General features: G+C 71.5%; 16 protein-coding genes. 14 read left to right on the top strand and 2 right to left on the bottom strand.

The annotated features are described in order from the left end of the window. From ppdK to bamA, 6 genes are all read left to right on the top strand, one after another. The coding region (gene ppdK, locus VF139_04930) for a pyruvate, phosphate dikinase (protein ID HEX6850731.1) at positions 1 to 2,242 on the top strand (2,242 nt) is incomplete at its 5' end. Between the two features lie 5 nt (positions 2,243 to 2,247). Continuing rightward, positions 2,248 to 3,159, top strand: a complete 912-nt coding sequence (locus VF139_04925; protein HEX6850730.1) for a RimK family alpha-L-glutamate ligase — start codon at positions 2,248 to 2,250, stop codon at positions 3,157 to 3,159. Continuing rightward, a complete protein-coding gene (locus VF139_04920; GenBank protein HEX6850729.1) occupies positions 3,156 to 4,196 on the top strand; it encodes a succinylglutamate desuccinylase/aspartoacylase family protein in 1,041 nt (346 codons plus the stop codon). Before VF139_04925 ends, VF139_04920 begins: the two co-directional genes overlap by 4 nt. 109 nt (positions 4,197 to 4,305) lie before the next feature. Beyond that, positions 4,306 to 5,130, top strand: a complete 825-nt coding sequence (locus tag VF139_04915; GenBank protein ID HEX6850728.1) for a TraR/DksA family transcriptional regulator — start codon at positions 4,306 to 4,308, stop codon at positions 5,128 to 5,130. Positions 5,131 to 5,143: 13 nt separating this feature from the next. Then, on the top strand, positions 5,144 to 6,337 hold the full coding sequence (locus VF139_04910; GenBank protein ID HEX6850727.1) for a class I SAM-dependent rRNA methyltransferase: 1,194 nt from the start codon (positions 5,144 to 5,146) through the stop codon (positions 6,335 to 6,337). Then, positions 6,334 to 12,456 (top strand): outer membrane protein assembly factor BamA, encoded by a 6,123-nt coding sequence (gene bamA / locus VF139_04905; GenBank protein HEX6850726.1) that lies wholly within the window; start codon positions 6,334 to 6,336, stop codon positions 12,454 to 12,456. The genes VF139_04910 and bamA overlap by 4 nt, the downstream gene beginning before the upstream one ends. Positions 12,457 to 12,471: 15 nt before the next feature. Here bamA and VF139_04900 read toward each other — a convergent pair whose 3' ends face one another. Then, complete coding sequence (locus VF139_04900; GenBank protein HEX6850725.1) at positions 12,472 to 12,831, bottom strand: sigma-70 family RNA polymerase sigma factor; 360 nt, start codon at positions 12,829 to 12,831, stop codon at positions 12,472 to 12,474. A gap of 208 nt (positions 12,832 to 13,039) precedes the next feature. Between VF139_04900 and mutL the strand changes: the two genes are divergently transcribed. Beyond that, complete coding sequence (gene mutL / locus VF139_04895) at positions 13,040 to 14,800, top strand: DNA mismatch repair endonuclease MutL (protein ID HEX6850724.1); 1,761 nt, start codon at positions 13,040 to 13,042, stop codon at positions 14,798 to 14,800. 32 nt (positions 14,801 to 14,832) lie between these two features. Next, the gene (locus VF139_04890; GenBank protein HEX6850723.1) at positions 14,833 to 15,561 is read left to right on the top strand and encodes a lytic transglycosylase domain-containing protein; all 729 of its coding nucleotides are present in this window, start codon (positions 14,833 to 14,835) and stop codon (positions 15,559 to 15,561) included. Here the strand turns inward: VF139_04890 and VF139_04885 are convergent. After that, positions 15,522 to 16,892, bottom strand: coding sequence for a hypothetical protein (locus VF139_04885; protein HEX6850722.1), 1,371 nt, complete (start codon positions 16,890 to 16,892; stop codon positions 15,522 to 15,524). The genes VF139_04890 and VF139_04885 overlap by 40 nt on opposite strands. 105 nt (positions 16,893 to 16,997) lie before the next feature. On the opposite strand from VF139_04885, the gene VF139_04880 reads away from it, so the two are divergent. From VF139_04880 to fabG, 6 genes are all read left to right on the top strand, one after another. Next, positions 16,998 to 18,488, top strand: coding sequence for a DUF4388 domain-containing protein (locus VF139_04880; protein HEX6850721.1), 1,491 nt, complete (start codon positions 16,998 to 17,000; stop codon positions 18,486 to 18,488). 70 nt (positions 18,489 to 18,558) lie between these two features. Continuing rightward, a complete protein-coding gene (locus VF139_04875; protein ID HEX6850720.1) occupies positions 18,559 to 19,074 on the top strand; it encodes a DUF177 domain-containing protein in 516 nt (171 codons plus the stop codon). 30 nt (positions 19,075 to 19,104) lie between these two features. After that, positions 19,105 to 19,287 (top strand): 50S ribosomal protein L32, encoded by a 183-nt coding sequence (gene rpmF, locus VF139_04870; protein ID HEX6850719.1) that lies wholly within the window; start codon positions 19,105 to 19,107, stop codon positions 19,285 to 19,287. A 73-nt stretch (positions 19,288 to 19,360) separates the two neighbouring features. Continuing rightward, positions 19,361 to 20,347, top strand: a complete 987-nt coding sequence (locus VF139_04865; protein HEX6850718.1) for a beta-ketoacyl-ACP synthase III — start codon at positions 19,361 to 19,363, stop codon at positions 20,345 to 20,347. Then, complete coding sequence (gene fabD, locus VF139_04860; protein ID HEX6850717.1) at positions 20,344 to 21,285, top strand: ACP S-malonyltransferase; 942 nt, start codon at positions 20,344 to 20,346, stop codon at positions 21,283 to 21,285. Before VF139_04865 ends, fabD begins: the two co-directional genes overlap by 4 nt. Then, on the top strand, positions 21,282 to 22,028 hold the full coding sequence (fabG, locus tag VF139_04855; GenBank protein HEX6850716.1) for a 3-oxoacyl-ACP reductase FabG: 747 nt from the start codon (positions 21,282 to 21,284) through the stop codon (positions 22,026 to 22,028). Before fabD ends, fabG begins: the two co-directional genes overlap by 4 nt. The last annotated feature ends 40 nt before the right edge of the window (positions 22,029 to 22,068 follow it).

The raw sequence follows: 22,068 nt of genomic DNA, 5'->3' as shown, positions 1-22,068 counted from the left end.
GGTCAAGCACGACACCGACCTCTCCGCGTCGGACCTCGAGGCGCTCGTCGTCCGTTACAAGGAGAAGGTCCGCAAGGCCAGCGGCAAGCCGTTCCCGCAGGAGCCGCGCGAGCAGCTCTGGGGGGCGATCGCCGCGGTGTTCCGCAGCTGGGACAACGATCGCGCGAAGCTCTACCGGCGCCAGTACGGGATCGCCGACGACCTCGGGACCGCCGTCAACGTGCAGAGCATGGTCTTCGGCAACCTCGGGAGCGACTGCGCGACCGGCGTGGCCTTCACGCGCAATCCCGCGACCGGCGAGAACGTCTTCTACGGCGAGTACCTCGAGAACGCGCAGGGCGAGGACGTGGTCGCGGGGATCCGCACGCCCAAGCCGATCTCGCGGGCGCAGGCGGCGGGCGGCGACCACACCTCCCTCGAGGAGATGATCCCCTCCTGCTACGCGCAGCTGCTCGACATCCGGCAGAAGCTCGAGACGCACTACAAGGACATGCAGGACATCGAGTTCACGATCGAGCGCGGCCGCCTCTTCATGCTCCAGACCCGCACCGGCAAGCGCACCGGCCTCGCGGCCCTGAACATCGCCTTCGACTTCCACGAGGCGGGCACGATCGACCGGAACGAGGCGCTGCGCCGGATCGAGCCGGACATGCTCGTCCAGCTCCTCGCGCCGATCTTCGACGCGAGAGAGAAGGAACAGGCCAGCCGCGGCGGCCGCCTGCTCGCCAAGGGGCTCCCCGCGGGGCCCGGGGCCGCCTCGGGCATCGTCGCGTTCACCGCCGAGCACGCGGTGCAGCTCGCCCGCCGCGGGAAGAAGGTCCTGCTCGTCCGCGCCGAAACGAGCCCCGAGGACCTCGCCGGGATGGTCGCGGCGGTCGGGATCCTCACGAGCCGCGGCGGGATGACCTCGCACGCCGCCGTCGTCGCGCGCGGGATGGGCAAGCCCTGCATCGTCGGAGCCGAGGCCATCCAGGTCGACGCCAAGGCCGGCCGGCTCAAGGCCGGCGGCCGGACGCTCCGCGAGGGGGACGCCCTCTCGATCGACGGCGCCACCGGAGAGGTGCTGCTGGGCTCCCTGGACACGCACCCGTCCGAGATCCAGCAGGTCCTCGTCGAGCGGACGCTCAAGGCCGCGAAGTCGCCGCTTTACCGGCGCTACGCGCGCCTGATGGACTGGGCCGACGAGGTTCGCCGGCTGAAGGTCCGGACCAACGCGGATACCCCCCACGACGCCGACGTCGCGCGCGCGTTCGGCGCGGAGGGGATCGGACTCTGCCGCACCGAGCACATGTTCTTCGCAGAGGACCGCATCGCCGCCGTGCGCGAGATGATCCTCGCCGACGACCTCCGCGGGCGGCAGAAGGCGCTCGCCAAGCTCCTCCCGATGCAGCGCAAGGACTTCATCGGGATCTTCAAGGCGATGAACGGCCTGCCGGTGACGATCCGCCTGCTCGACCCGCCCCTCCACGAGTTCCTGCCGACGACGCCGCAGCAGTTCCGCAGGCTCGCGCGGGAGATGAAGGTCGGCGTGAAGGCCCTCGAGGCGCGCGCCGAGCAGCTCCACGAGGCCAACCCGATGCTCGGCCACCGCGGCTGTCGGCTCGGGATCACGTATCCCGAGATCTATGAGATGCAGGTCCGCGCGATCTTCGAGGCCGCCGCCGCCTCCCTGAAGAAGGGGGTGGACGTCAAGCCGGAGATCATGATCCCGCTCGTCGGGACCCTGAGGGAGTTCACCGAGCTCCGGGAGCGCGTGCGTGCGGTGGGCGCGGAGGTCGAGAAGAAAACCCAGGTCCGCATCGCGCACCTCGTCGGGACCATGATCGAGGTCCCCCGGGCCGCGATCGTCGCGGAATCGATCGGCCGCGAGGCGGAGTTCTTCTCGTTCGGCACCAACGACCTGACCCAGATGACGTACGGCTTCAGCCGCGACGACGTCGGCAAGTTCCTCCCCGAGTACCTCGAGAAACGAGTCCTCCGGGCCGACCCGTTCCAGACCGTCGACACCGAAGGCGTCGGCCGCCTCGTGAAGCTCGCGTGCGAGGAGGGGCGGCGCGGCCGGGCCGGGCTCAAGCTCGGCGTCTGCGGCGAACACGGCGGGGACCCCGAGTCCGTGAAGTTCTTCCACGCCGCCGGGCTCGACTACGTGTCGTGCTCCCCGTACCGGGTGCCGGTCGCGAGGCTCGCGGCCGCACACGCCTCGCTGGCGGAGAAGGGCGGCGGCGGGTCCGGCACGGCCTGATCCCCATGCGCCTCGTGATCCTGTCCCGGAGGGCGGCGCTCTATACGACGCGCCGCCTCGTCGAGGCCGCGACGGCCCGCGGGCACGAGGCGTCCGTCGTCGACCCGCTGGATTGCTGGCTCGTGTGCGGCCGGCGCGCGCCGGCCGTGCACCACGGGCCGAGGCAGCGGCGCCTGTCCGGCGTCGACGTCGTGCTCCCGAGGATCGGGGCCACGATCACCGACTACGGCCTGGCCGTGGTGAACCAGTTCGACATGATGGGCGTCCCGGTCGTGAACATGTCCTACGCGATCGGCCGCTCGCGCGACAAGCTGCGAAGCCTCCAGTTCCTCTCGCGGCACGACATCGACATCCCCAAGACGGTGATGGCCCGCCACCCGGAGCAGATGCCGCACGCGCTGAAGATCGTGGGAGGCCCGCCGGTGGTCCTCAAGCTGATCCAGGGAACGCAGGGGGTCGGCGTCATGCTCGCCGAGACCCCGGAAGCGGTGGACTCGATCGTGCACACGTTGTGGTCGCTCGGACAGAACATCCTCGTCCAGGAGTTCATCCGCGAGAGCCGCGGCCGCGACATCCGGGCCCTCGTCGTCGGCGACCGCGTCGCCGCGGCGATGCGGCGGACGGCGCGCATGGGGGACTTCCGGTCGAACATCCACCGCGGCGGGACGGGACGGGCCGTGCGCCTCCCCGCCGAATACGCGCGCACCGCGATCGAGGCGGCGAGGATCATGGGCCTCCACATCGCGGGCGTGGACATGCTCGAGTCGAAGTCCGGCCCCAAGGTCATCGAGATCAACTCCTCACCGGGGTTCGAGGGTCTCGAACGGGCGACCGGGGTGGACGTGGCGGGCGAGATCGTCGACTACGCGGCCGGGTACGCCCGCTCGCGTCGCCCGCCGCGCGAGGCGATGGCGTGAGCCGCCGGCGCGCCGCGCGGCCGAAGCCGCTGCGCGTGGGCGGCCGCCCGATCGAGCCCGGCTCCACGCAGGAGATCCTCCTCAAGATCTCGGAGTTCTACACGGCGAACCCCGTGAGCATCCCCGTGACGGTGATTCGCGGGAGGGAGGCCGGGCCGACCGTCGCGCTCGTCGCGGCCGTTCACGGCGACGAGCTCAACGGGGTCGAGATCGTCCGCCAGGTGCTGCTGGGCCTTTCGCACGACCGCATCCGCGGCTCGCTCGTCTGCGTGCCCGTCGTCAACCGGTTCGGATTCCTCTCCCACTCCCGGTACCTCCCGGACCGGCGCGACCTCAATCGCTGCTTCCCCGGCAACCCCGAGGGCTCCGCGGCGGCGCGCGTCGCCGCGACGGTCTTCGCCGAGATCGTGCGGAAGGCCGACCACGGCGTCGACTTCCACACCGCGGCCGTGGGACGGGTCAACCTCCCGCACTTGAGGGCCGACCTGTCCGACCCCGGGGCGGAGTCGCTCGCCCGGGCGTTCGGCGCGGAGTTCATCTTCGACAACCCCGGTCGCCTGCGCTCGCTGCGTCGCGCCGCGACGGAGTCCGGGATCCCGTTCGTCGCCTACGAGGCGGGGGAGACCTTCAAGTTCCAGCGACGGGAGATCCGCAAGGGGCTCTTCGGCGTCTACAACGTGCTCGCGGCGCTGGGCATGCTCGACATCCCGCCGCGGCAGCCGCGTTTCCGCGTGGTGGTCAAGCGGGCGGCGTGGGTCCGTGCCTCCCGCGGGGGCATCCTCGATCTGCGCACCCGCCCCGGCGATCTCGTGTTCGAGGGGGACGTGCTCGGCGGGATCACGAACCCCTTCGGGCGGGAGGTCGTCTCCGTACGCAGCCCGGCGACCGGGGTGGTGCTCGGGACGACGACGATCCCGATGGTCAATCCCGGAGACGCCGTCGCCCACATCGCGCGTCTCGACCGGCAGATCCGGGTCGTGGAACCGTTCGCGGTGGTGGGCGCGCGGGGGCGGCCGAGGATCCCGCTGGACTTTTGAACTCGAAAAGCGCGAAACAGCGGGTTTTCTTGACGCTCGTCCTCGAGCGATCTATAGTACGCCGCTTTTCCGGGATATCCCTCAGCCGCCGGTCGGACCGGAGGAGTCGATGAAGGCCAAGTCGAAGACCAAGGCGCCTGCGAAAACCGCCAAGGCGCCCGCCAAAAAGAAGGCCGCGCCGAAGGCTCCCGCGAAGGCGGCGAAGCCCGCGGCGAAGAAGGCCGCCCCCAAGCCGGCGAAGATCGAGAAGGCTGCGAAGCCCGCTCCGGCGAAGGCCGCGAAGGCTCCGAAGCCCGCTCCCGCCCCGAGCCCGGTTCCCGCGAAGGCGCCCAGGACGCCCGAGCCGAAGGTCGCGCGCACGCCCGCGTCCCGCGCCGCCGCCGTGGCGCAGCGACGCAAGGAGTGGGCGCCCTTCCGCGAGCTGCTCCTGCGCAAGCAGCGCGACCAGATGCAGCAGTACTCGATCAGCAAGGGCGACAGCGAGGAGAGCCTCGACAACGGCACCGAGGACTACATCGACTACGCCGTGAACTCCTACGCCCGCGAGTTCCTGCTCTCGCTCACCGAGATGGACCGCAAGCAGCTCGTGATGATCGAGGAGGCGCTGCGACGCATCGATCGCGGGGAATACGGGAACTGCCAGCAGTGCGGCGCGACGATTCCGCGCAAGCGCCTCGAGGTCCAGCCCTGGGCGCGTTACTGCATCACCTGCCAGGAGCTCGAGGAGCAGGGAAAACTCCCGCAGTACGCGTACCACCCCGGCGAGGACGAGGACTACGAGGACGAGGAGACCGCGGAGCCCGAGGCGGAGGCCCCGGCGGACGAGGCGGAGGAGTTCGAGGCGGAGGTCGACGAGGACGAGGAGGTCGAGACCACGCCCGAAGAGGAGCCCCTCGTCGTCGACGAAGGCGACGACGACGCCTCCGAGGAATAGCGGGCTCGAGGCCGTGAGCCCCGCGGCCGGCCTTCCCCAGGTCCGGGTTCGCCCCCGCGGGGCGCGCCGGCTTCGCTCCGGGCATCCTTGGATCTTCCGCGACGACGTCGAGGAGGTCGGATCGTCCGGCCACGGCGACCTCGTCCGGGTGCTCGGACCCGCGGGAGCCGCGCTGGGCTGGGCCTTCTACTCGGCACACTCGAAGATCACGCTGCGGCTCGTGCGTCGGGGCGACGTCCCGCCCCCCGACGAGGCCTGCTGGCGCTCCCGCGTCGCCGAGGCGATCGCATGGCGCGACCGCACCTGCCCCGGGCGCGAGGCGGTGCGTCTGGTCTTCGGCGAAAGCGACGGACTTCCGGGTCTCGTCGCCGACCTGTACGGACGGCACCTCGTCGTTCAGGTCCTCACCGCGGGAGCCGAGCGCCTGCTTCCCGTCTGGCTCGACGCGATCGCCGAGCACCGCCCGGTGGACTCGGTCCTGGCGCGCAACGACTCGGCGGTCCGCACCCTCGAGGGGCTCCCTCGCGAGGTGCTCGCGCTGCGCGGAACCCCCCCGGAACGGATCGAGGTGCGGGAGGGGGAGATCCGTTACCTCGCCGACCCGTGGAAGGGTCAGAAGACCGGCGCCTTCCTCGATCAGGCGGACAATCGCATCGCCGCGGCGCGGTTCTCGCGCGGTCGGGTCCTCGACGCGTTCGCCTACCACGGCTCGTTCGCCCTCCACGCGGCGCGAACCGCCGAGTCCGTCGTCGTGGTCGACGCCTCCGCCGACGCGCTCGCGCGCGCCGCCGAGAACGCGGCGCTGAACGGGCTGGGCAATCTCGCGTTCGTGGAGGCCAACGTCTTCGACGACCTGCGCGCGCGCGACCGCGCCGGAGAGCGGTTCGACCTCGTGTTGATCGACCCGCCGGCGTTCGCGAAGAGCCGGGGCGACCTCGCCGAAGCCCGTCGCGGCTACAAGGAAGTGAACCTCCGGGCGCTGCGCCTGCTCGCGCCGGGGGGGGTGCTCGTCTCGTCGTCGTGCTCCTACAACCTCGGCGAGCCCGAGTTCGTGGAGCTCGTCGCGGAGGCGGCCGCGGACGCGGGGATCCAGGCGACCCTCATCGAGCGCCGCGGCCAGGCCGCCGACCACCCCGTGCGCCTGGGGTTCCCGGAGAGCCGTTACCTGAAGTGCGTGATCCTCGCCCGACGGGGGCTCGAGGGGTGACGCGGCGGGCACGCGCCGCGGCGACGCTCCTGGCCGCGACCGTGGGGCTCGCCGCGGGCGCCGCGGAGCAGCCCGAGCGCACCCGCCTGCACCGCTTCCTCGAGGAGAAACTGTCGGCCGCGGTCCGGGGGGAGGTGCGTTTCGGCTCCCTCGACGTCTCCGTCACCGGCCTCGAGGCCCGCTTCGAGGACGCGAGCCTGACGATCCCCGCGGGCGACGCCCCCCCGCTCACCGTGCTCGCCGGATCGGGGAGCGTGCGGCTGGCGTGGTCGTCGCTCGCCGCGATGGCCGCGGGCCGGGTCCGGCTCGAGGAGCTCGTGCTCGACGCCCCGGACGTGGCGATCGACGCACGCTGGGTCGAGGCGTTCGCGCGCCGGCCGAAGGGAAAAAGCGCCGTCCAGGTGGAGCTCGTCCGGGTCCGGGTCGCCGGGGGCCGGGTGACCTATCGCGACGCGGCGCAGGCGCTCGACGCACGACTGTCCGGCGCGAACTTCGACGGGGTGTGGGATGCCTACCGTCATGCGCTCGTCGGACCGGCGAGCGCCTCGGGCTCGATCGTCCGCCCGCCGATCGAGAAGGCGCTCCCGTTCGAGGCCTCGGGAACGCTGCGCTGGTCGCAGCGCGGGATCGACCTCGAGCGATTCGCGCTCGCGGGCGCCGGGCTTCACGGGAACCTGGACGGCGTCGTGCGCCTCGCCGGCGCGACGTCGTTCTCCGCGACCGCCGAGGTCGAAGGCCCCGTCTCGGGGCTTCACGCCTACCTCGGCGAGTTCCCCGAGATCGGCGGCGTCGCGCGCGCGACCCTCCGGATCGACAAGGGAGGGCCCGGATTCCTGGTGCTCGGCGAGGCCCATGTCGACGGTTTCCGACTCGGACCGCTCGCCGCCGCCTCCGCCGACGCCCGCCTCTCGATCACCCCGGCGGGCCTCGAGCTCCGAGATCTCCGCGCGCGCGCCTTCGGCGGCGAGGTCACGGGATCGGTCGACGTCGGATTCTCCCGACCGACTTCCTTCCGGACCGACGTCGCCGGGAGCGGCGTCGACGTGCGGGCGATCCTCGACCTCGCGAAGCTCCCGTTCCCCGTCGCCGCGTCGGCGAACGGGACGTTCGCGGTGACGGGGGAACCGGGGCGGCCGGAGACCTGGCGCGGATCGGCCTCCTTCGACGCCGTCCCCGGCCCCGGCCCGGGACTTCCGACCGCGGGGAGCGGTACCGTTCGCTTCCTCGAGGGGCGGGTCGCGATCGACCGTGCGCCGGTCCGGCTTTCGGGTGCGCGCCTGGTGGTGGACGTCGATGCCTCCCTGACCGGTCCGGAGGTTCCGTCGACCGTGCGGCTCGAGGGCTCGACCGCGGACGCCGCCGCGACCCAGCGAGGCACGCTCACGATCCTCGAGGCGCTTCAGGTGGCGCCCCCGGAAATCGTGCGTCGCCCGATCTCGGGGACCGGCACGCTCGCCGCGACGATCGTCCTGGGTGAGAGCCCGTCGTTCGATCTCCTGCTCGATCTCGCCGAAGGCGCTTGGGACGGCCAGCGCTTCGACGCCGCACACCTCGACCTCGCGCTCTCTGGTCCCACCCTGTCGATCCGGGCCCTGCGCGCGCGGGACGGTGCCTCGAGCGTCGAGGCCAGCGCCACCCTTCGCGTCGACGAACAGGTCGCGATCGAGCGTCTCGACCTCGCCGCGGCCGGCCTGCCGCTCGGGGCGCTGCTCGCGCGCGCCGGTGTCGATCTCGACGCCGACGGGCTCGCCGACGCCGCATTGACGCTCGAAGCCGGACCCGCAGGGCTGCGCGGCGGCGGGACGGTCGGGCTGCGCGACGGAGTCGTGTTCGGCGAGTCGGTGGACGCGGCGTCGGCCGGCGTCGTGGTGGAGGCCGGACGCTGGCGGTTCCGCGACGCGGTCGCGCACGGACCCGCGCTCGACCTCCGGTTCGAGCTCGACCTCGACCCCGCGGCGGGGACCGTGTCGGGGTCGCTCGAGGAGGCGAATGCGCGCCTGGATCGCCTCTCGCTCGTCGGAGCCTCGGGGCTCGAGGGAAGCGGCACCCTCTCCCTGTCGGGTCCGTTCGCGTGGGGACCGGAGGGGCCGCAGGCCAGTTTCCGGACCCGCGGGCACGACGCCCGCCTGGCGAAGTCGGACGTCGCGCTCGCCCAGCGCGCCCCGGGGGACCTCGACGGCGAGCTGCGTTTGGACGCGGACGGGGCGCACGTCCGGCTCGGCGACACGACGAACGGGCGCTGGAGGCTGGCCGCATCGATCGGATGGGGGAAGGACCTGCCGCTGCTCGCCGACGTCGAGCTGCGGGACGCCGTCTTCGGAGGCGGCGCCGCCGGGTTGGCGGCGTCGGTCCAGCTCACCGCTCGGGCGCGCGTGAGCGGGCCGCTCGCGCGCCCGGCGGACCTGACGATCGAGGGCGCGACCGAGCGCCTCGCGCTCCAGGTGGGGCCGCGCACGATCGTGAACGAAGGGCCGATTCCGTTCGGAATGACGAGCGGCGCGTTGCGCGTCGGCCCGGCGAGTCTGCGCGGCGAAGCGAGCCGCTTCGACGCCGAGCTCCGGGTCGACGTCGCCTCGGGAATCCTGGACGGCCGGCTCGACGGCACCGTCGATCTGTCGGTGCTCGGCGTCCTCATCCGCGATCTCCGGGCGTCGGGCGTCGCGACGGCGGCGCTCGAGATCGGGGGAACCCTGGAAGCGCCGCGGCTGGACGGGAGGATCGACGTCGACGGTGCGCGCGCGCGGATCCTCGGGTTTCCGCAGCCGATCGAGGATCTCCGCGCGACCGCGACGTTCGAGGGAGACGTCCTGCGCGTGGACGGCGCGTCGGCTCAGGTCGGCGGCGGGCAGGTGCTCGTGCAGGGAAGCTGGCACCTCTCCGGAGCGGAGGCGGGGCGCTACGACTTCACGCTCGACGCGACGCGCGTCACGCTGACCTACCCGGTGGGTTTCCGCGGAATCTACGACGCGGACCTCCGGCTCGCCGGGGACGTCGACCGGGGGCGGCTGACCGGGCGCGTGGACCTCGTGCAGGGGCTGTACGACCGGGACTTCGACGCGGCGGCGCTGATCACGGAGCCCGTCCGCGCGGTGAGCGGCGCGGAGGAGCCGGGACTCCCGGAGAACGTGACCCTCGACGTGGACGTCCTGGCGGACGGCAACGTCTGGATGCGCAACAACCTCGGCAGGCTCGAGGCACGCGCGGCCATGGACGTCGGAGGCAGCCTGGCGCGTCCGGAGGTCACCGGTCGCGTCGAGCTCGTCGAAGGGGGCAAGATCCGGTTCCGGGGCGTGGACTACACGGTCGAATCCGGCACCGTCGACCTCGTGGACCGGCAGCGGATCCTCCCGCTGGTCGACTTCCGCGGACGCACCCGCGTGCGCGAATACGAGATCGAGCTGCACGTGGAGGGGACCGTCGACAAGCTCCGCTACGAGCTCACGAGTTATCCGGCACTGAGCGAGCAGGACATCATCTCGCTGCTGCTCACCGGCCAGACGATCGACGCGCTGCAGAGCGACTCGCCCAGCGGCGGAGCGTCCACCGACGTCGCGGCGAGCTACTTTGCGGGGTTCCTGACCGGGCGCTTCTCGCGGCCGGTCGAGAAGGCGCTCGGGCTCGAGCAGTTCCAGATCACCCCGCTGGTCGCGCCCGGACAGGCCGACCCCACCGCGCGCGTGACCGTGGCCAAGCAGCTCGGAACGAGGCTTCGTTTCGCCTACTCGGTCGACGTCGGCACCGTCGATTCGGAGATCTACCAGCTCGAATGGGACATGACCCGGCGGTTCCGGTTCCTGCTCGAATCGAGCCAGGACGTCGGGATCGGCGGCGACGTCACCTACACCGCCCGCTTCGGCGAGAAGAACGGCCGCGCGGAGGCGCCCGTTTCCAAGTCGTCCGTGCCCGAGGCCCGCGCCGCCTCCGTCGCGATCGAGGGTCTCGAACCCGGGCTCGCCTCGGACCTCCGGGAGCGGGTTCCGATCCGCGAGGGCGACCCGTTCACGCGGGGCGATCTCTACGAAGGCGCGGACGCGATCCGCCGCGAGCTCGTCGAGCGGGGGTACCTGCAGGCGCGCGTCGAACCGGTGCGCTCCGCCGTGGACGCGGCCCCCGGCGAGGAACCTCGCCCGCTTCCGATGCAGCGGGTGACGTACGCGGTGGAAGCCGGACCGCGGGTCGAGGTGCGGATCGAGGCGTCCTCCTGGAGGGAGCGGCGCCGGGCGGCCGGCCGCCTCGAGAAGTTCTGGCTCGATTCGCTCTTCTCGCTCGATCTCTACACCGAAGCGGCCGAGGTGATCCGTCGCGACCTCCAGCAGCGCGGCCGGTACGCCTCGGACGTCGAGCACGTCCACGAGGCGATCGACGACGCGTCCGCAACGCTCCGGTACTTCGTCGACCCGGGTCCGAAGGTCGCCGTGAAGGAGGTTCGCCTCGAAGGCGTGGCGGCGCTCTCGATGGACCTCGCACGATCGGTCGTCCTCACCCGGCCGAAGAGCCTGCTCGGCGGCGGACGTCTGATCCCCGAGGTCCTGGCGGAGGACGTTCGCGCCCTGCGCGTCCTCTACCGCAAGGAGGGATACCTCGCGGTGCGCGTGGCGGAACCGACGGTGACGCTCGACCTCGACGGGAAGCGCGCGACGGTCGTGATCCGCGTCGAGGAAGGGGAGCGCCATCGGGTGGGAACCGTGGAGGTTCCGGAGTCGCTGGCGATTCCGGCCGCGACGCTCCGGGAGTGGACGCGGCTCACGCCGGGAGGCGTGTTCTCCACGACCGCTCTCGCGGACGCCGAAGCGTCGCTTCGGGAAAGGCTCGACCGCGCGGGATATCCCGACGCGGTGGTCGTCGGGAGCTACGCGCTCCACGACGCCGTCGCCGACGTCGTTGTGCGGGTGGAGCCGGGAGGCTTCCGGCGGATCGCCACGATCGAGATCCAGGGGGCGACGCGGACCCGCCGGAAGGTCCTCGAGCGCGAGTTCCAGTTCGCCGCGGGCGACCCGCTCTCCCGCGAGTCCCTCCTCGCGACCCAGCAGCGGCTCTACCGACTCGGCATCTTCCGGACGGTGAAGCTCGATTACGTCCCCGCTCCCGGCGAGGACCCGGCCGCGCAGGTCGTCCGGATCCGGGTGCAGGAGGCGCCGCCGATCAGCCTCTCCTTCGGCCCGGGCTACACCTCCGAGGAGGGGGCGCGCGTCACGTTCGCGCTCACCCACGCGAACCTCGGCGGGTACGACCGGAGCGCGGGGCTTCAGGGGCGCTGGAGCGGCACGGAGAAGCGCGTCCAGGTCTTCGCGCAGGAGCCGCGGCTGTTCGGCCGCATGATCGACACCGTCACGTCGTTCTCCTGGGAAGACACCGAGATCTCGGGGTTCCTCGTCAACCGGAGGTCCTTCGCGGCGCGTTTCCAGCGCAAGCTCGACCGCCGGTGGACCCGTCTGCTGCGCTACAACTTCCAGAAGGTGGACGTCGAGCCGGGGGAGAACCCCGACCCGCTCGATCTGCTCGACCAGAAGATCACGAACCTCCGTCTGGGCGACGTCGGGATCGCCTACACCCGCGACACGCGCGACGACCCGTTCCTGCCCACCCGCGGCGGCGTCGCGTCCGCGGAGCTGCGCGTGTTCGCGCCGCCGCTGTTCTCCGACGAGTCGTTCGCGAAACTGTTCCTGCAGGGCTCGCTGACCCGCGGCATCGGGGACCGGTGGTCCTACAGCGCCTCGGTGCGCATCGGGGCGGCGAAACCCTGGAGCTCCACCACGTTCGTCCCGCTGTCGGAGCGTTATTTCGCCGGCGGCGACTCGACGTTGCGAGGCTTCCCTCGCGACGGCGTCGGGGTCCAGTTCGAGGGGGTGGACCTCGGCGGCGAGGGACTCCTCCTCGTGAACCAGGAGCTGCGGCGAAGCCTGTGGCGCTCGCTCAAGCTCGTGACGTTCGTCGACATCGGCAACGTCTACCTCCGCCTCGCCGACTTCGACCTCGGCGACCTGCGCGAGTCGGCGGGACTCGGGTTCCGTTACGAGACGCCGATCGGTCCGCTCCGCGCCGAATACGGTTGGAAGCTCGACCGACGCGAAGGGGAGTCGCCGGGCGAGTTCCACCTCGCGATCGGCGCCGTCTTCTGATCGACCGCGACGGCCTCAGGCCAGGGAGAACCGCAGCTGGGGCAGGTGCCGCGAGAGGTTCTGCCGCAACTTGTCCTTGGCTTCGCGTTCGAGTTGGCGCACGCGCTCGCGGCTGAGGCCGAGGTTGCGGCCGATTTCCTCGAGGGTCAGCTCGCGCCCGCCGAGCAGGCCGAAGCGGTTCCGGATGATGTGCAGCTCGCGCTCGTCCAGCCCGCCCAGTGCGAGATGCACGAGGCGCACGACTTCCTTGGCGTACACCTTCTCCAGCGGATTCTCGGACTTGTCGTCGGCGAGCAGCGTACCGAGCCGAACGCCGTCATCCTGGTCCACGTAGTCGTCGATCGAGAGCTCACGAAACAGCAGAGGTACGAGCATCGTCGCGTCCTCAGCCCCTCGATCGAGGGAAAGAGCAACCGGCGTGCCGCGATGCGGCTCGCGGGATCCCGTTGAAATTCCGCCGCGGAATGGCCTCGCAATCCCCATCGGAGAGGTAGAGTCGAGCAGGAACGGTGTCCCCTCCGGATGCCGCATTGGCAGGTGCGGGAGGGGACGGATGCTAATTTGACGCGCCCCGGGAGGAACGATGGGTCGGATCCGTGTCCTCGACGACCTGCTCGTGAACCGCATCGCCGCGGGGGAGGTCGTCGAGCGTCCCGCGTCGGTGGTGAAGGAGCTCGTCGAGAACGCGCTCGACGCCGGATCCTCGACCGTCGAGATCGAGCTCGCCTCGGGCGGGCGGGGGAGGATCGCCGTCGTGGACGACGGGATCGGCATGGAGCGCGACGACTGCCTGCTCGCGCTCGAGCGCCACGCCACCAGCAAGCTCGCGAAGGGGGACCGCCTGGACGCCATCCGCACGCTGGGGTTCCGCGGCGAGGCGCTGCCGAGCATCGCCTCGGTGTCGCGGCTTCGGCTGCGAAGCGCAGCCCGGCACGGCGAAGGGACCGAGGTCGAGGTACACGGCGGACGCGTGCAGGCGGTCCGCGACGTCGCGTCCCCGCGCGGGACCTCGATCGAGGTCGAGGCGCTTTTCTTCAACGTCCCCGCGCGCCGCAAGTTCCTCCGCTCCGAGGCGACCGAGCTCGCGCGGTGCACGCGCGTGGTCACCCACTACGCCCTCGCGTTCCCCGGCGTGGGGTTCCGTCTGCGCCACGGAGATCGCGTGCTCGTGGACGCGGCGCCCGCCCCGGATCGCGCCGAGCGCGTGGCGCAGATCCACGGGAGGGAGTTCGCGCGGGCCCTCCTGCCGTTCGACGTCGAGCGGGACGGCTTCCGCGCGCGTGGATTCGCGGGACGCCCCGTCGACGCGCTCGGCACGCGCGACGCGCAGCACCTGTTCGTCAACGGCCGCCAGGTGCAGGACCGCGTCCTGCTGCACGCCGTCGCGGAAGCGTACGGGGACACGATGCCCCGCGGACGTTTCCCCGCGGTCCTGCTCTTCCTCGAGGTCCCGTTCGACCGCGTCGACGTCAACGTGCACCCTCAGAAGACCGAGGTGCGTTTCGTCCGCTCGTCGGAGATCCACGACTTCGTGCGCGACGCGGTGGGGTCGGCGCTCTCGCACGCGCGCGCCGTGCCCACGCTCGGCGACCTTCGGGAGCCCGCGTCCGCATCGGGGATCGCCGCCGCCCTCCTGGGATACCTCGACGATCGCGCCGACGCGGCGCCGTCGGTCTTCGCCGCCGCCACGGCGGAGCCGCGGACGGAAACCGACCCGTGCGCCGCGCCGGTCCCCCGGCTTCTCGTCGAGGCGGGGCTCGAGACGGCGCGCGCGATCCCGCTCGCCCAGTACCGCGAGTCCTACATCGTCGCGCAGGACGCGCAGGGCCTCCTCCTGGTGGACCAGCACGTGGCGCACGAACGCGTCCTCTACGAGCGGTACCTCGCGCAGGCGGAGGCGGACGCCGTGGAGGTCCAGCGCCTGTTGTTTCCCCGAACGCTCGAGCTCGCTCCCGAGGCGCTCGTCGTCTTCGAGGACGAGCGCGGCGAGCTCGCGAGACTCGGCTTTCTCGCCGAGCGCTTCGGACCCGCCGCGGTCCGGCTGGACGGGGTGCCGTCGTTCGCGGGGGAGGCCGACCCCGAGCGGCTGTTCCGCACCCTCCTCGGCGAGGCGGCGGGGGTCCGTTCGGCGGCGATCCGCGAGCCCGAGTTGAGGCGACGCCTGGTCACGACCGCGGCCTGTCATGCGGCCATCAAGGTGAATTACCCGCTTTCGCGGGAATCCATGCAACGACTCCTGGACGACCTCTTCCGAACCGAGAATCCGACGACCTGCCCCCACGGGAGGCCGATTCTCTTCCGGCTGACGCTCGACACGATCGAGCGCGCCTTCCAGCGCCGTTGACGCGCGGCCGTCCTCCCCGTATATACCCGCCCGTGCGCACCCCCGGCGCGGTCCTTCTTCTCGCGCTCGCGATCGGCTCGGGCCTCGCCCGGGCGCAGGAGCCCCTGCGCAACGTCGTCTTCGAGGACGGTCGGGCGTTGCGCGTCGTCGACGTCCGATTCGCGTCGGGCACGGCTCTGCTTCGCACCGACGCAGGGCTCGAGGTTCGCGTGCCGGCGGCCTCGGTGATCGCCGTCGAGCCCGCCGTGGACGCCCCCCCCGAACCCGATCCGATCGCCGTGGACGAGGTTCGGGCGGTCGCCGCCGAGCTCGCCGACGAGACCACCTGGCGCCGCGCGGCCGGGCCCTTCGCGGACACGATCGCGGCCTCCGCGGATCGCCACGGCCTCGACCGGGCGCTGCTCGCGGCGGTCGCGAAGGTGGAGTCGAACTTCGATCCCTTCGCCCTCAGCCCCAAGGGGGCTTGCGGGATGCTCCAGCTGATCCCGGCGACCGCGCGGCGCTTCGGCGTCCGCAACGTCTTCGACCCGACCCAGAACATCGAAGGGGGAGCGCGTTACCTGCGCTGGCTGCTCGATCGATTCTCCGGGGACGTCGAGCTGGCGCTCGCCGGGTACAACGCGGGCGAGGGGGCCGTCGATCGCCACGGCGGAGTTCCCCCCTACCGCGAGACGCGGCGCTACGTGGTCAAGGTCCTCGACCACGCGCGCGGCGACTCGGCTCAGGAGCCCGGCGAGAACGGCGTCGCCGACAGGAAGTAGGCGGCGTCCCGACCCGGGAACGAGGGGCCGTCGGCGGCCTTGCGGTAACAGGCCAGCGCCTTGGATCGCAGCCCCTGCAGGTCGGCGGCCTGTCCCATCGCAAGTCGGCAAGGGCCCAGAAGCCACGACGGAAGCTCGCGCGATTTCTCCGCCGCCGCAAGCCATTTCGAAGCGCCGGCCCCGTCGCCGCGCGCGATCAGCGCGCGGCCGGCCATCAGCGCGATCACCGGGTCGGCGGCGGGTTCGGACGCGAGGGCGACGAGCCGTTCCGCGTCGGGAGGACCCTGAGGGGTGCCGCGGCGCATCCCCTTCCAGGCCGGGCGCCCGAGAAGGGCGTCCGATTCGCCGACGACGTCCCTCGCGGTCTGCAGGACATCCCGGGGCAGCGCGGGTCGACGCGCCACGAGCGCGGCCGCGCGCTCGCGGGCCGCCTCGACCCGGAAGGCGGCGAGATCGGCGCGGGCGAGGATCGACTCCACGGTGCCGAGGACGGCCGGATCCACGTCGCCGAGGCTCCGCGCTCGGGCCAGCGCCCGCTCGCAATGGGCGGCGGCGACGTCGAGGCGGGCGAGCGACAGGTTGAGGCGGGCGGCACCGTGGTGCGCCACGATCGAGTCGGGGAACGACGCGAGCGCCTTCGACGTCTCCTCGAGGGCGAGGTCGTAGCGCCGCTCGTGTTTCCTGGAGTAGAGCGTGGCGAGCACGATCCGCGACTCCAGCGAGAAGTACCGGCTCTCCGCCGCGGCCCGCGAGAGCTGAGCCAGGCCTTCCTCCCGATTTCCTCCCGGGAGAGCGAGAAGGGCCCGCAGCCCCTTCACGATCGCGGGAAGACGGTCGGCGGCGTAGTTGTACGCACCCAGGCCGAAGAGGGGCTCGGCGTTCAGGTCGCGCCCGGCGGCGCGGGCGGCCTCCAGGAGCTTCCGTGCGCGCTTGGCCTCGCGGGCGGCCGCGAACGGCTGGTCCTGCTGGGCTCGAAACTGGGCGAGGAGCAGGCGGGAGGTCCCAGCCCAGAGCAGGGCGTCCGGATCGGTCGGATCGGATCCCAGCCGCGCCTCCGCCGGCTTGATCGCCGCATGGAGGCGCTCCTCGAACTCGGTGTGGAGGGCGGGGTTCTCCTCGTCGTACACGAGACGCCAGTAGGTGACGAACGCCGTGAAGAAGGCTCGGGCCGGAGTTCCCGAGCCCGGACGCTCGCGCAGCGTCCGGTCGGCGGCGTCGAATCGTCCGTCCCGCAGCAGCGCCGCGACCTCGGAGAGGACCGGGTCGGGGGACGCCGCGGCGGCCGGGCCCGCAAACACGAGGGCCGCGGCGAGGATGATGGATTTCGGCAAAGGCTTTCCTTTCCGGTTGGCTCCCTTATATTGTGCCGCGTCGCAAGATAAGTGCGAGGCGGTGTGCTGCCGCGGCGAAATGTGGCTTGAGCTTCTAAAGGTTACATGAACGAGAACTTCACCAGCCAGACGCTCGCAGAGATCTTTCGCGATCTCTACCTCGGCGAGCGTTCGGGAGTCCTGCACCTCGAACGCGGCGGGGTCGAGAAGCGGATCTTCTTCGATCGAGGGATGATCCTCTACGCGGAATCGGCGTTGGAGGACGAGGACCTCGGCCGGCGGCTGGTGCACGAAGGCAAGATCTCGCCGGGGGCGCTCGCCGAGGCCAAGCGGAACATCAGCGACCCCAAGGACCTTGCTCAAGCCCTGGTCAACCGCGGTCTGATCGGCAAGGAAGCCCTGTCCCACACGGTCCGCTACATCGTCGAGCGCGTCGTCCAGTCGGTCTTCCAGTGGGAAGGCGGGACGACCCGATTCAGCGACGGATGGCTGCTCCAGGAGATCTTCGACAGCGACATCCTGCTCACCTTCGAGGTCATCCTGCGGGGGACGGGCTCGATGGTCGGCTTCGACCCGATCCGGGACGCCCTCAAGGCTCTCGACAATCGGCTGCGGGTGCGGACGCCCACGCCGGTCCCGCTCGAGCGGCTCGCCCTCTCGCCAGCGCACGGATACATCCTGTCCCGCGTCGACGGGACGACCTCGGTGCGCGACGTCGTCGCCCTGCTCCCGCCGAGCGAGGAAGACGTGGCCTGCAGGTTCCTCTACGGCCTGCTGGTTCTCGGCGTCTTCGTCTTCGAGCCGGCGGTGGGCGAGGGCCCGTTCCGGGTCACGACGATCCTCCGCGACCACGCCGACACGATCGCGCTCGAGCGGGCCCAGGAGCAGATGATCCTGGAGGCGGTCGAGGGGCTGCGCTCGAAGAACCCGCACGAGATCCTCGGCCTCTCGCAGAACCCCCCGCGGGAAGTGGTGGAGCGCGCCTACGAGGAGGCGAAGGAGCGTTTCAGCCGCGAGCGGCTCATCCCGCGCGTGCGCGAGCGACTCCGCTCGGAAGTGGCGCTGATCGAGGGACGCCTCATCGAGGCGTACCTCACGTTGACCCAGGTCCGGGGGAGCGACGTCCCCAGAGCGGAAGACGCCTCCGCCGCAACCAGGGAGCCCGCCACCAAGGACGACCTCCTCGTGCGCGTCGAGCTCGACAAGACGCGCTCGAAGCTCGCGATGGAGGAGAACACCAAAGTCGCGGATCAGTACTACCTCAAGGCACGGAAGTTCGTGCGCGACGGGGACTACTACAACGCGATCCAGTACGCGAAGCTGGCGATCTCCTACGCGCCGGAGGATGCCCGCTATTACTTCCTCCTGGGCGAATGCCAGGCGAAGAATCCCGAGGCCCGCTGGCAGCGCATGGCCGAGCAGAGCTTCCTGAAGGCGGCCGAGCTCGATCCCTGGAATGCCGAATATCGCGTGGGGCTCGGGCGGTTCTACAAGCGCCGCGGGCTGAAGCTCCGGGCGAAGCGCCAGTTCGAGGAGGCGCTCACCGTCGTGCCCGACCACCCCGCCGCGCTCGACGAGCTCAAGTCCCTCGGCTGAGGCGCGCCCCCCGACGTTTCTTGACACCCCGAGGTCGGGTGCTACAATCCGGGCTTCTTTCGGAACAGCCATGTACCTGGAACTGAAGGAGATGGGTCCGGAGGGTGTGTCTTTCGACCATACCCTCGAATTGCCGGCGCTGGACGGTGCCGGGGGCGAGCGCGTCGACGTGATCGCCGCGCGACTCGCGGGGACGGCCCATCCCGGCTCGAGGGGCGTGCGTTTTCGGGCGCACCTCGAGGCGACGCTCGAGATGCCCTGCAGCCGTTGCCTCGAGGCGGTGCGGCAGGTGATCGCGACGGACTTCGAGCTCGTGCTCGTCCCGGTGGAGACCGAGGAGGCCGAGCTCGCGGTCGACGACGACGAGGACGATTCCTTGCAGCCGGTCGTCGGCGGCAGGGCTGAGTTGGAGGCGTTCGCGACCGAGCAGTTGTACCTGAATCTCCCCTTGAAGCCGATCTGCTCGATCGACTGCAAGGGGCTGTGCCCTCGTTGCGGGGCGAACCGGAATGCCGGGGCGTGCGGGTGCGTGGTCGAGGACGTGGATCCGCGGCTCGCCCCCCTGCTCCAGTTCAAGAGACGGTAGGACCGGAAGGTCCCCGTCGCGGGTGAGACGATGCCGAATCCCAAGCGACGCCACTCCAAGGCCCGGCGGGACAAGCGCCGCGCGCACGACGCCCTGAGCCAGCCGGGCACCTCGGTGTGCCCGAACTGTAACGAGCGAAAGCTGCCCCACCGCGTTTGCCCGCACTGCGGTCAATACAAGGGCCGCGAGGTCATCGAGCCGCCGGCCGTCTGAGGACGCCCGGCCCCCTCGGGGCCGGCCTTCTTCGAGCCCGACCCGGCGACGGGCGGGCGGGGGAGGAATCTCCATGCAGCCTCGCAGTGCGATCCTCGCCGGCACCGGCATGTCCGTGCCGTCGCGCGTCGTGACCAACCGCGACCTCGAGAAGGTCGTGGAGACCAGCGACGAGTGGATCACCACCCGCACCGGGATCCGCGAGCGACGCATCGCCGCCGACGGGGAGAGCCTCTCGCCCTTCGCCGTCGAGGCCGGGCGACGGGCGCTGGAGTCCGCGGGCGTCCCGCCGGAGGACGTCGACCTCATCATCCTGGCGACCGTCACCCCCGACCGGCCGATCCCCGCCACCTCGTGCACGGTGCAGCACCAGCTCGGCGCCACCCGTGCGGCCGCGTTCGACATGGCGGCGGGCTGCTCGGGGTTCATCTACGCACAGTCCGTCGCGAAGCAGTTCATCCTCACCGGCCGCTGCCGCAACGTGCTCGTGATCGGCGCGGAGGTCCTGAGCAAGTACATCGACTGGCAGGACCGGACGACCTGCGTGATCTTCGCCGACGGTGCGGGCGCGGTCCTGATGCAGGCGGGGGAGCCGCCGCGGGGCGTGCTCGCATCGGCGATGCACACCGACGGCTCCATGCAGGACTTCATCACGCTGCCCGCGGGAGGCACGCAGCTGCCCCCGTCGGCGGATACCGTTCGGGAGCGGCAGCACTTCATCAAGATGAAGGGGAACGAGACCTTCAAGATCGCGGTGCGCGCCATCGAGGAGGTGTCGCGCGAGGTGCTCCACGCCGCGGGCCTGACCCCCGCGGACGTCGACTGGTTCGTGCCTCACCAGGCCAACCGCCGGATCATCGACGCGGTCGGCGACCGGCTCGGCATCCCCGCGGAGCGCTGCTACGTCGACATCGAGCGCTACGGCAACACCTCGGCCGCCTCGATCCCGATGGCGCTGGACGAAGCGGTGCGCGAGGGGAAGATCCGGCGCGGCCAGATCGTCCTGATGGCCGCCTTCGGCGCCGGCCTCACCTGGGGTGCGAGCGTGGTGCGCTGGTGATCCGGTTCGCCGCCCTGTTCCCCGGCCAAGGCTCGCAGCATCCCGGAATGGGGCGTTCGCTCGCCTCGGCGTTCCCGGTCTCGCGCGAGACGCTCGAGCGGGCCGACGCGGCGCTCGGCGTCCCCTTGTCGGCGACCTGCTTCGAAGGTACCGACGCGCAGCTCGCGCGCACCGAGACCACCCAGCCCGCCATCCTCGCCGTATCGATCGCCGCGCTGCGCGCGCTCGAGGAGCGCGGAGCACGGCCCTCCGCCTCCGCGGGACACAGCCTCGGCGAGTGGAGCGCCAACGTCGCCGCCGGCACGATCGCCTTCGAGGACGCCGTGAGGGCGGTGCGCCGACGCGGCGCCTTCATGCAGGAAGCCGTTCCGGCGGGCGAAGGCGCGATGGCCGCGATCCTCGGGCTCGACGCCCCCGCGATCGGCGCGATCTGCGCGCGCGTCGCCGGGGACGAGGTCGTCTCGCCCGCCAACTTCAACGGCGCGGGGCAGATCGTGATCGCCGGGCACGCCGCCGCGGTGCAGCGCGCCTGCGAGGCGGCGCTCGCCGCCGGGGCCAGGCGGGCGGTTCCGCTCCCGGTGAGCGCGCCCTTCCATTGCGCGCTCATGCGCCCCGCCGCCGAGCGACTGAACGACGTCGTCGGTGCGATGGCATGGAGCGATCCTTCCCACCCCGTCTACACCAACGTCGACGCGGCGCCGGTGACCACGGCCGCTCAGGCGAGGCAGGCACTCCTCGCGCAGGTCGCCTCTCCGGTGCGTTGGCAGGAGGAGATCGAGCGGATGGCCGCGGACGGTCACCGCGTGTTCGTCGAGGTCGGACCGGGCAAGGTCCTTTCCGGGCTCGTGCGACGCATCGTGAAGGAGGCGGTCGTGCTGAACGTCTCCGACCCGGAGACCCTCGAGCAGTCGGTCCGGACGCTGGAGGAAGCCGCATGAGCGCGACGCTCTCGGGGAAGATCGCCCTCGTCACGGGGGCCTCGCGGGGCATCGGGCGGGAGATCGCCCTGGCTCTCGCCCGCGCGGGGGCGGAGGTCGCCTGCGCGGCGCGGACCGAGGAGGCGGCCGTCGCGACCGCCCGCTCCATCGAGGAGGCGGGGGGCCGTGCGCGGGCCCTCGCCATGGACGTCGCGGACGACCTGTCGGTCGAGCGGGGGTGCGCGGGGCTGCTCGAAGCCTGTGGTAGCATCCCGATCCTCGTGAACAACGCCGGGATCACCCGCGACAACCTCCTCATGCGGATGAAGAAGGAGGAGTGGGACGCGGTCCTCTCGACGAACCTCACGGGGATCTTCCGGACGTGCCGGGCGCTCGTGCCTTCGATGGTGAAAGCCCGCTACGGACGGATCGTGAACGTCACGTCGGTCGTGGCGAAGATCGGGAACCCCGGTCAGGTCAACTACGCCGCCGCGAAGGCGGGGATCGAGGGGATGACGCGCAGCCTCGCCCGGGAAATCGCGTCGCGGAACGTCACGGTGAACTGCGTCGCCCCCGGTTTCATCGACACGGACATGACCCGCGAGCTTCCCGAGGAAGCCCGCAAGAAGCTTCTCGACCAGGTGCCGCTGCGGCGCCTCGGCACCGCGGCCGATGTCGCCTCGGCGGTGGTGTTCCTCGTGGGAGAGGGGGCGTCCTACATCACGGGCGCCACCCTGGACGTCAACGGCGGCATGTACATGTAGCGGTTTCGGAGGAGGTAGTTCCGATGGCTTCCGTCGAAGA

It is taken from the genome of Candidatus Polarisedimenticolaceae bacterium (assembly GCA_036376135.1).
Classification (GTDB): Bacteria; Acidobacteriota; Polarisedimenticolia; order Polarisedimenticolales; family DASRJG01; genus DASVAW01.
The sequence above is the reverse complement of the archived record's forward strand: the minus strand, read 5'-3'. Positions and strand labels throughout refer to the sequence as shown.

Coding starts and splice junctions, on each gene's coding strand:
- mutL (HEX6850724.1), top strand. CDS start 13,040: ATGGGTCGGATCCGTGTCCTCGACGACCTGCTCGTGAACCGCATCGCC.
- VF139_04865 (HEX6850718.1), top strand. CDS start 19,361: ATGCAGCCTCGCAGTGCGATCCTCGCCGGCACCGGCATGTCCGTGCCG.
- VF139_04880 (HEX6850721.1), top strand. CDS start 16,998: ATGAACGAGAACTTCACCAGCCAGACGCTCGCAGAGATCTTTCGCGAT.
- VF139_04915 (HEX6850728.1), top strand. CDS start 4,306: ATGAAGGCCAAGTCGAAGACCAAGGCGCCTGCGAAAACCGCCAAGGCG.
- VF139_04925 (HEX6850730.1), top strand. CDS start 2,248: ATGCGCCTCGTGATCCTGTCCCGGAGGGCGGCGCTCTATACGACGCGC.
- VF139_04900 (HEX6850725.1), bottom strand. CDS start 12,831: ATGCTCGTACCTCTGCTGTTTCGTGAGCTCTCGATCGACGACTACGTG.
- fabG (HEX6850716.1), top strand. CDS start 21,282: ATGAGCGCGACGCTCTCGGGGAAGATCGCCCTCGTCACGGGGGCCTCG.
- VF139_04875 (HEX6850720.1), top strand. CDS start 18,559: ATGTACCTGGAACTGAAGGAGATGGGTCCGGAGGGTGTGTCTTTCGAC.
- rpmF (HEX6850719.1), top strand. CDS start 19,105: ATGCCGAATCCCAAGCGACGCCACTCCAAGGCCCGGCGGGACAAGCGC.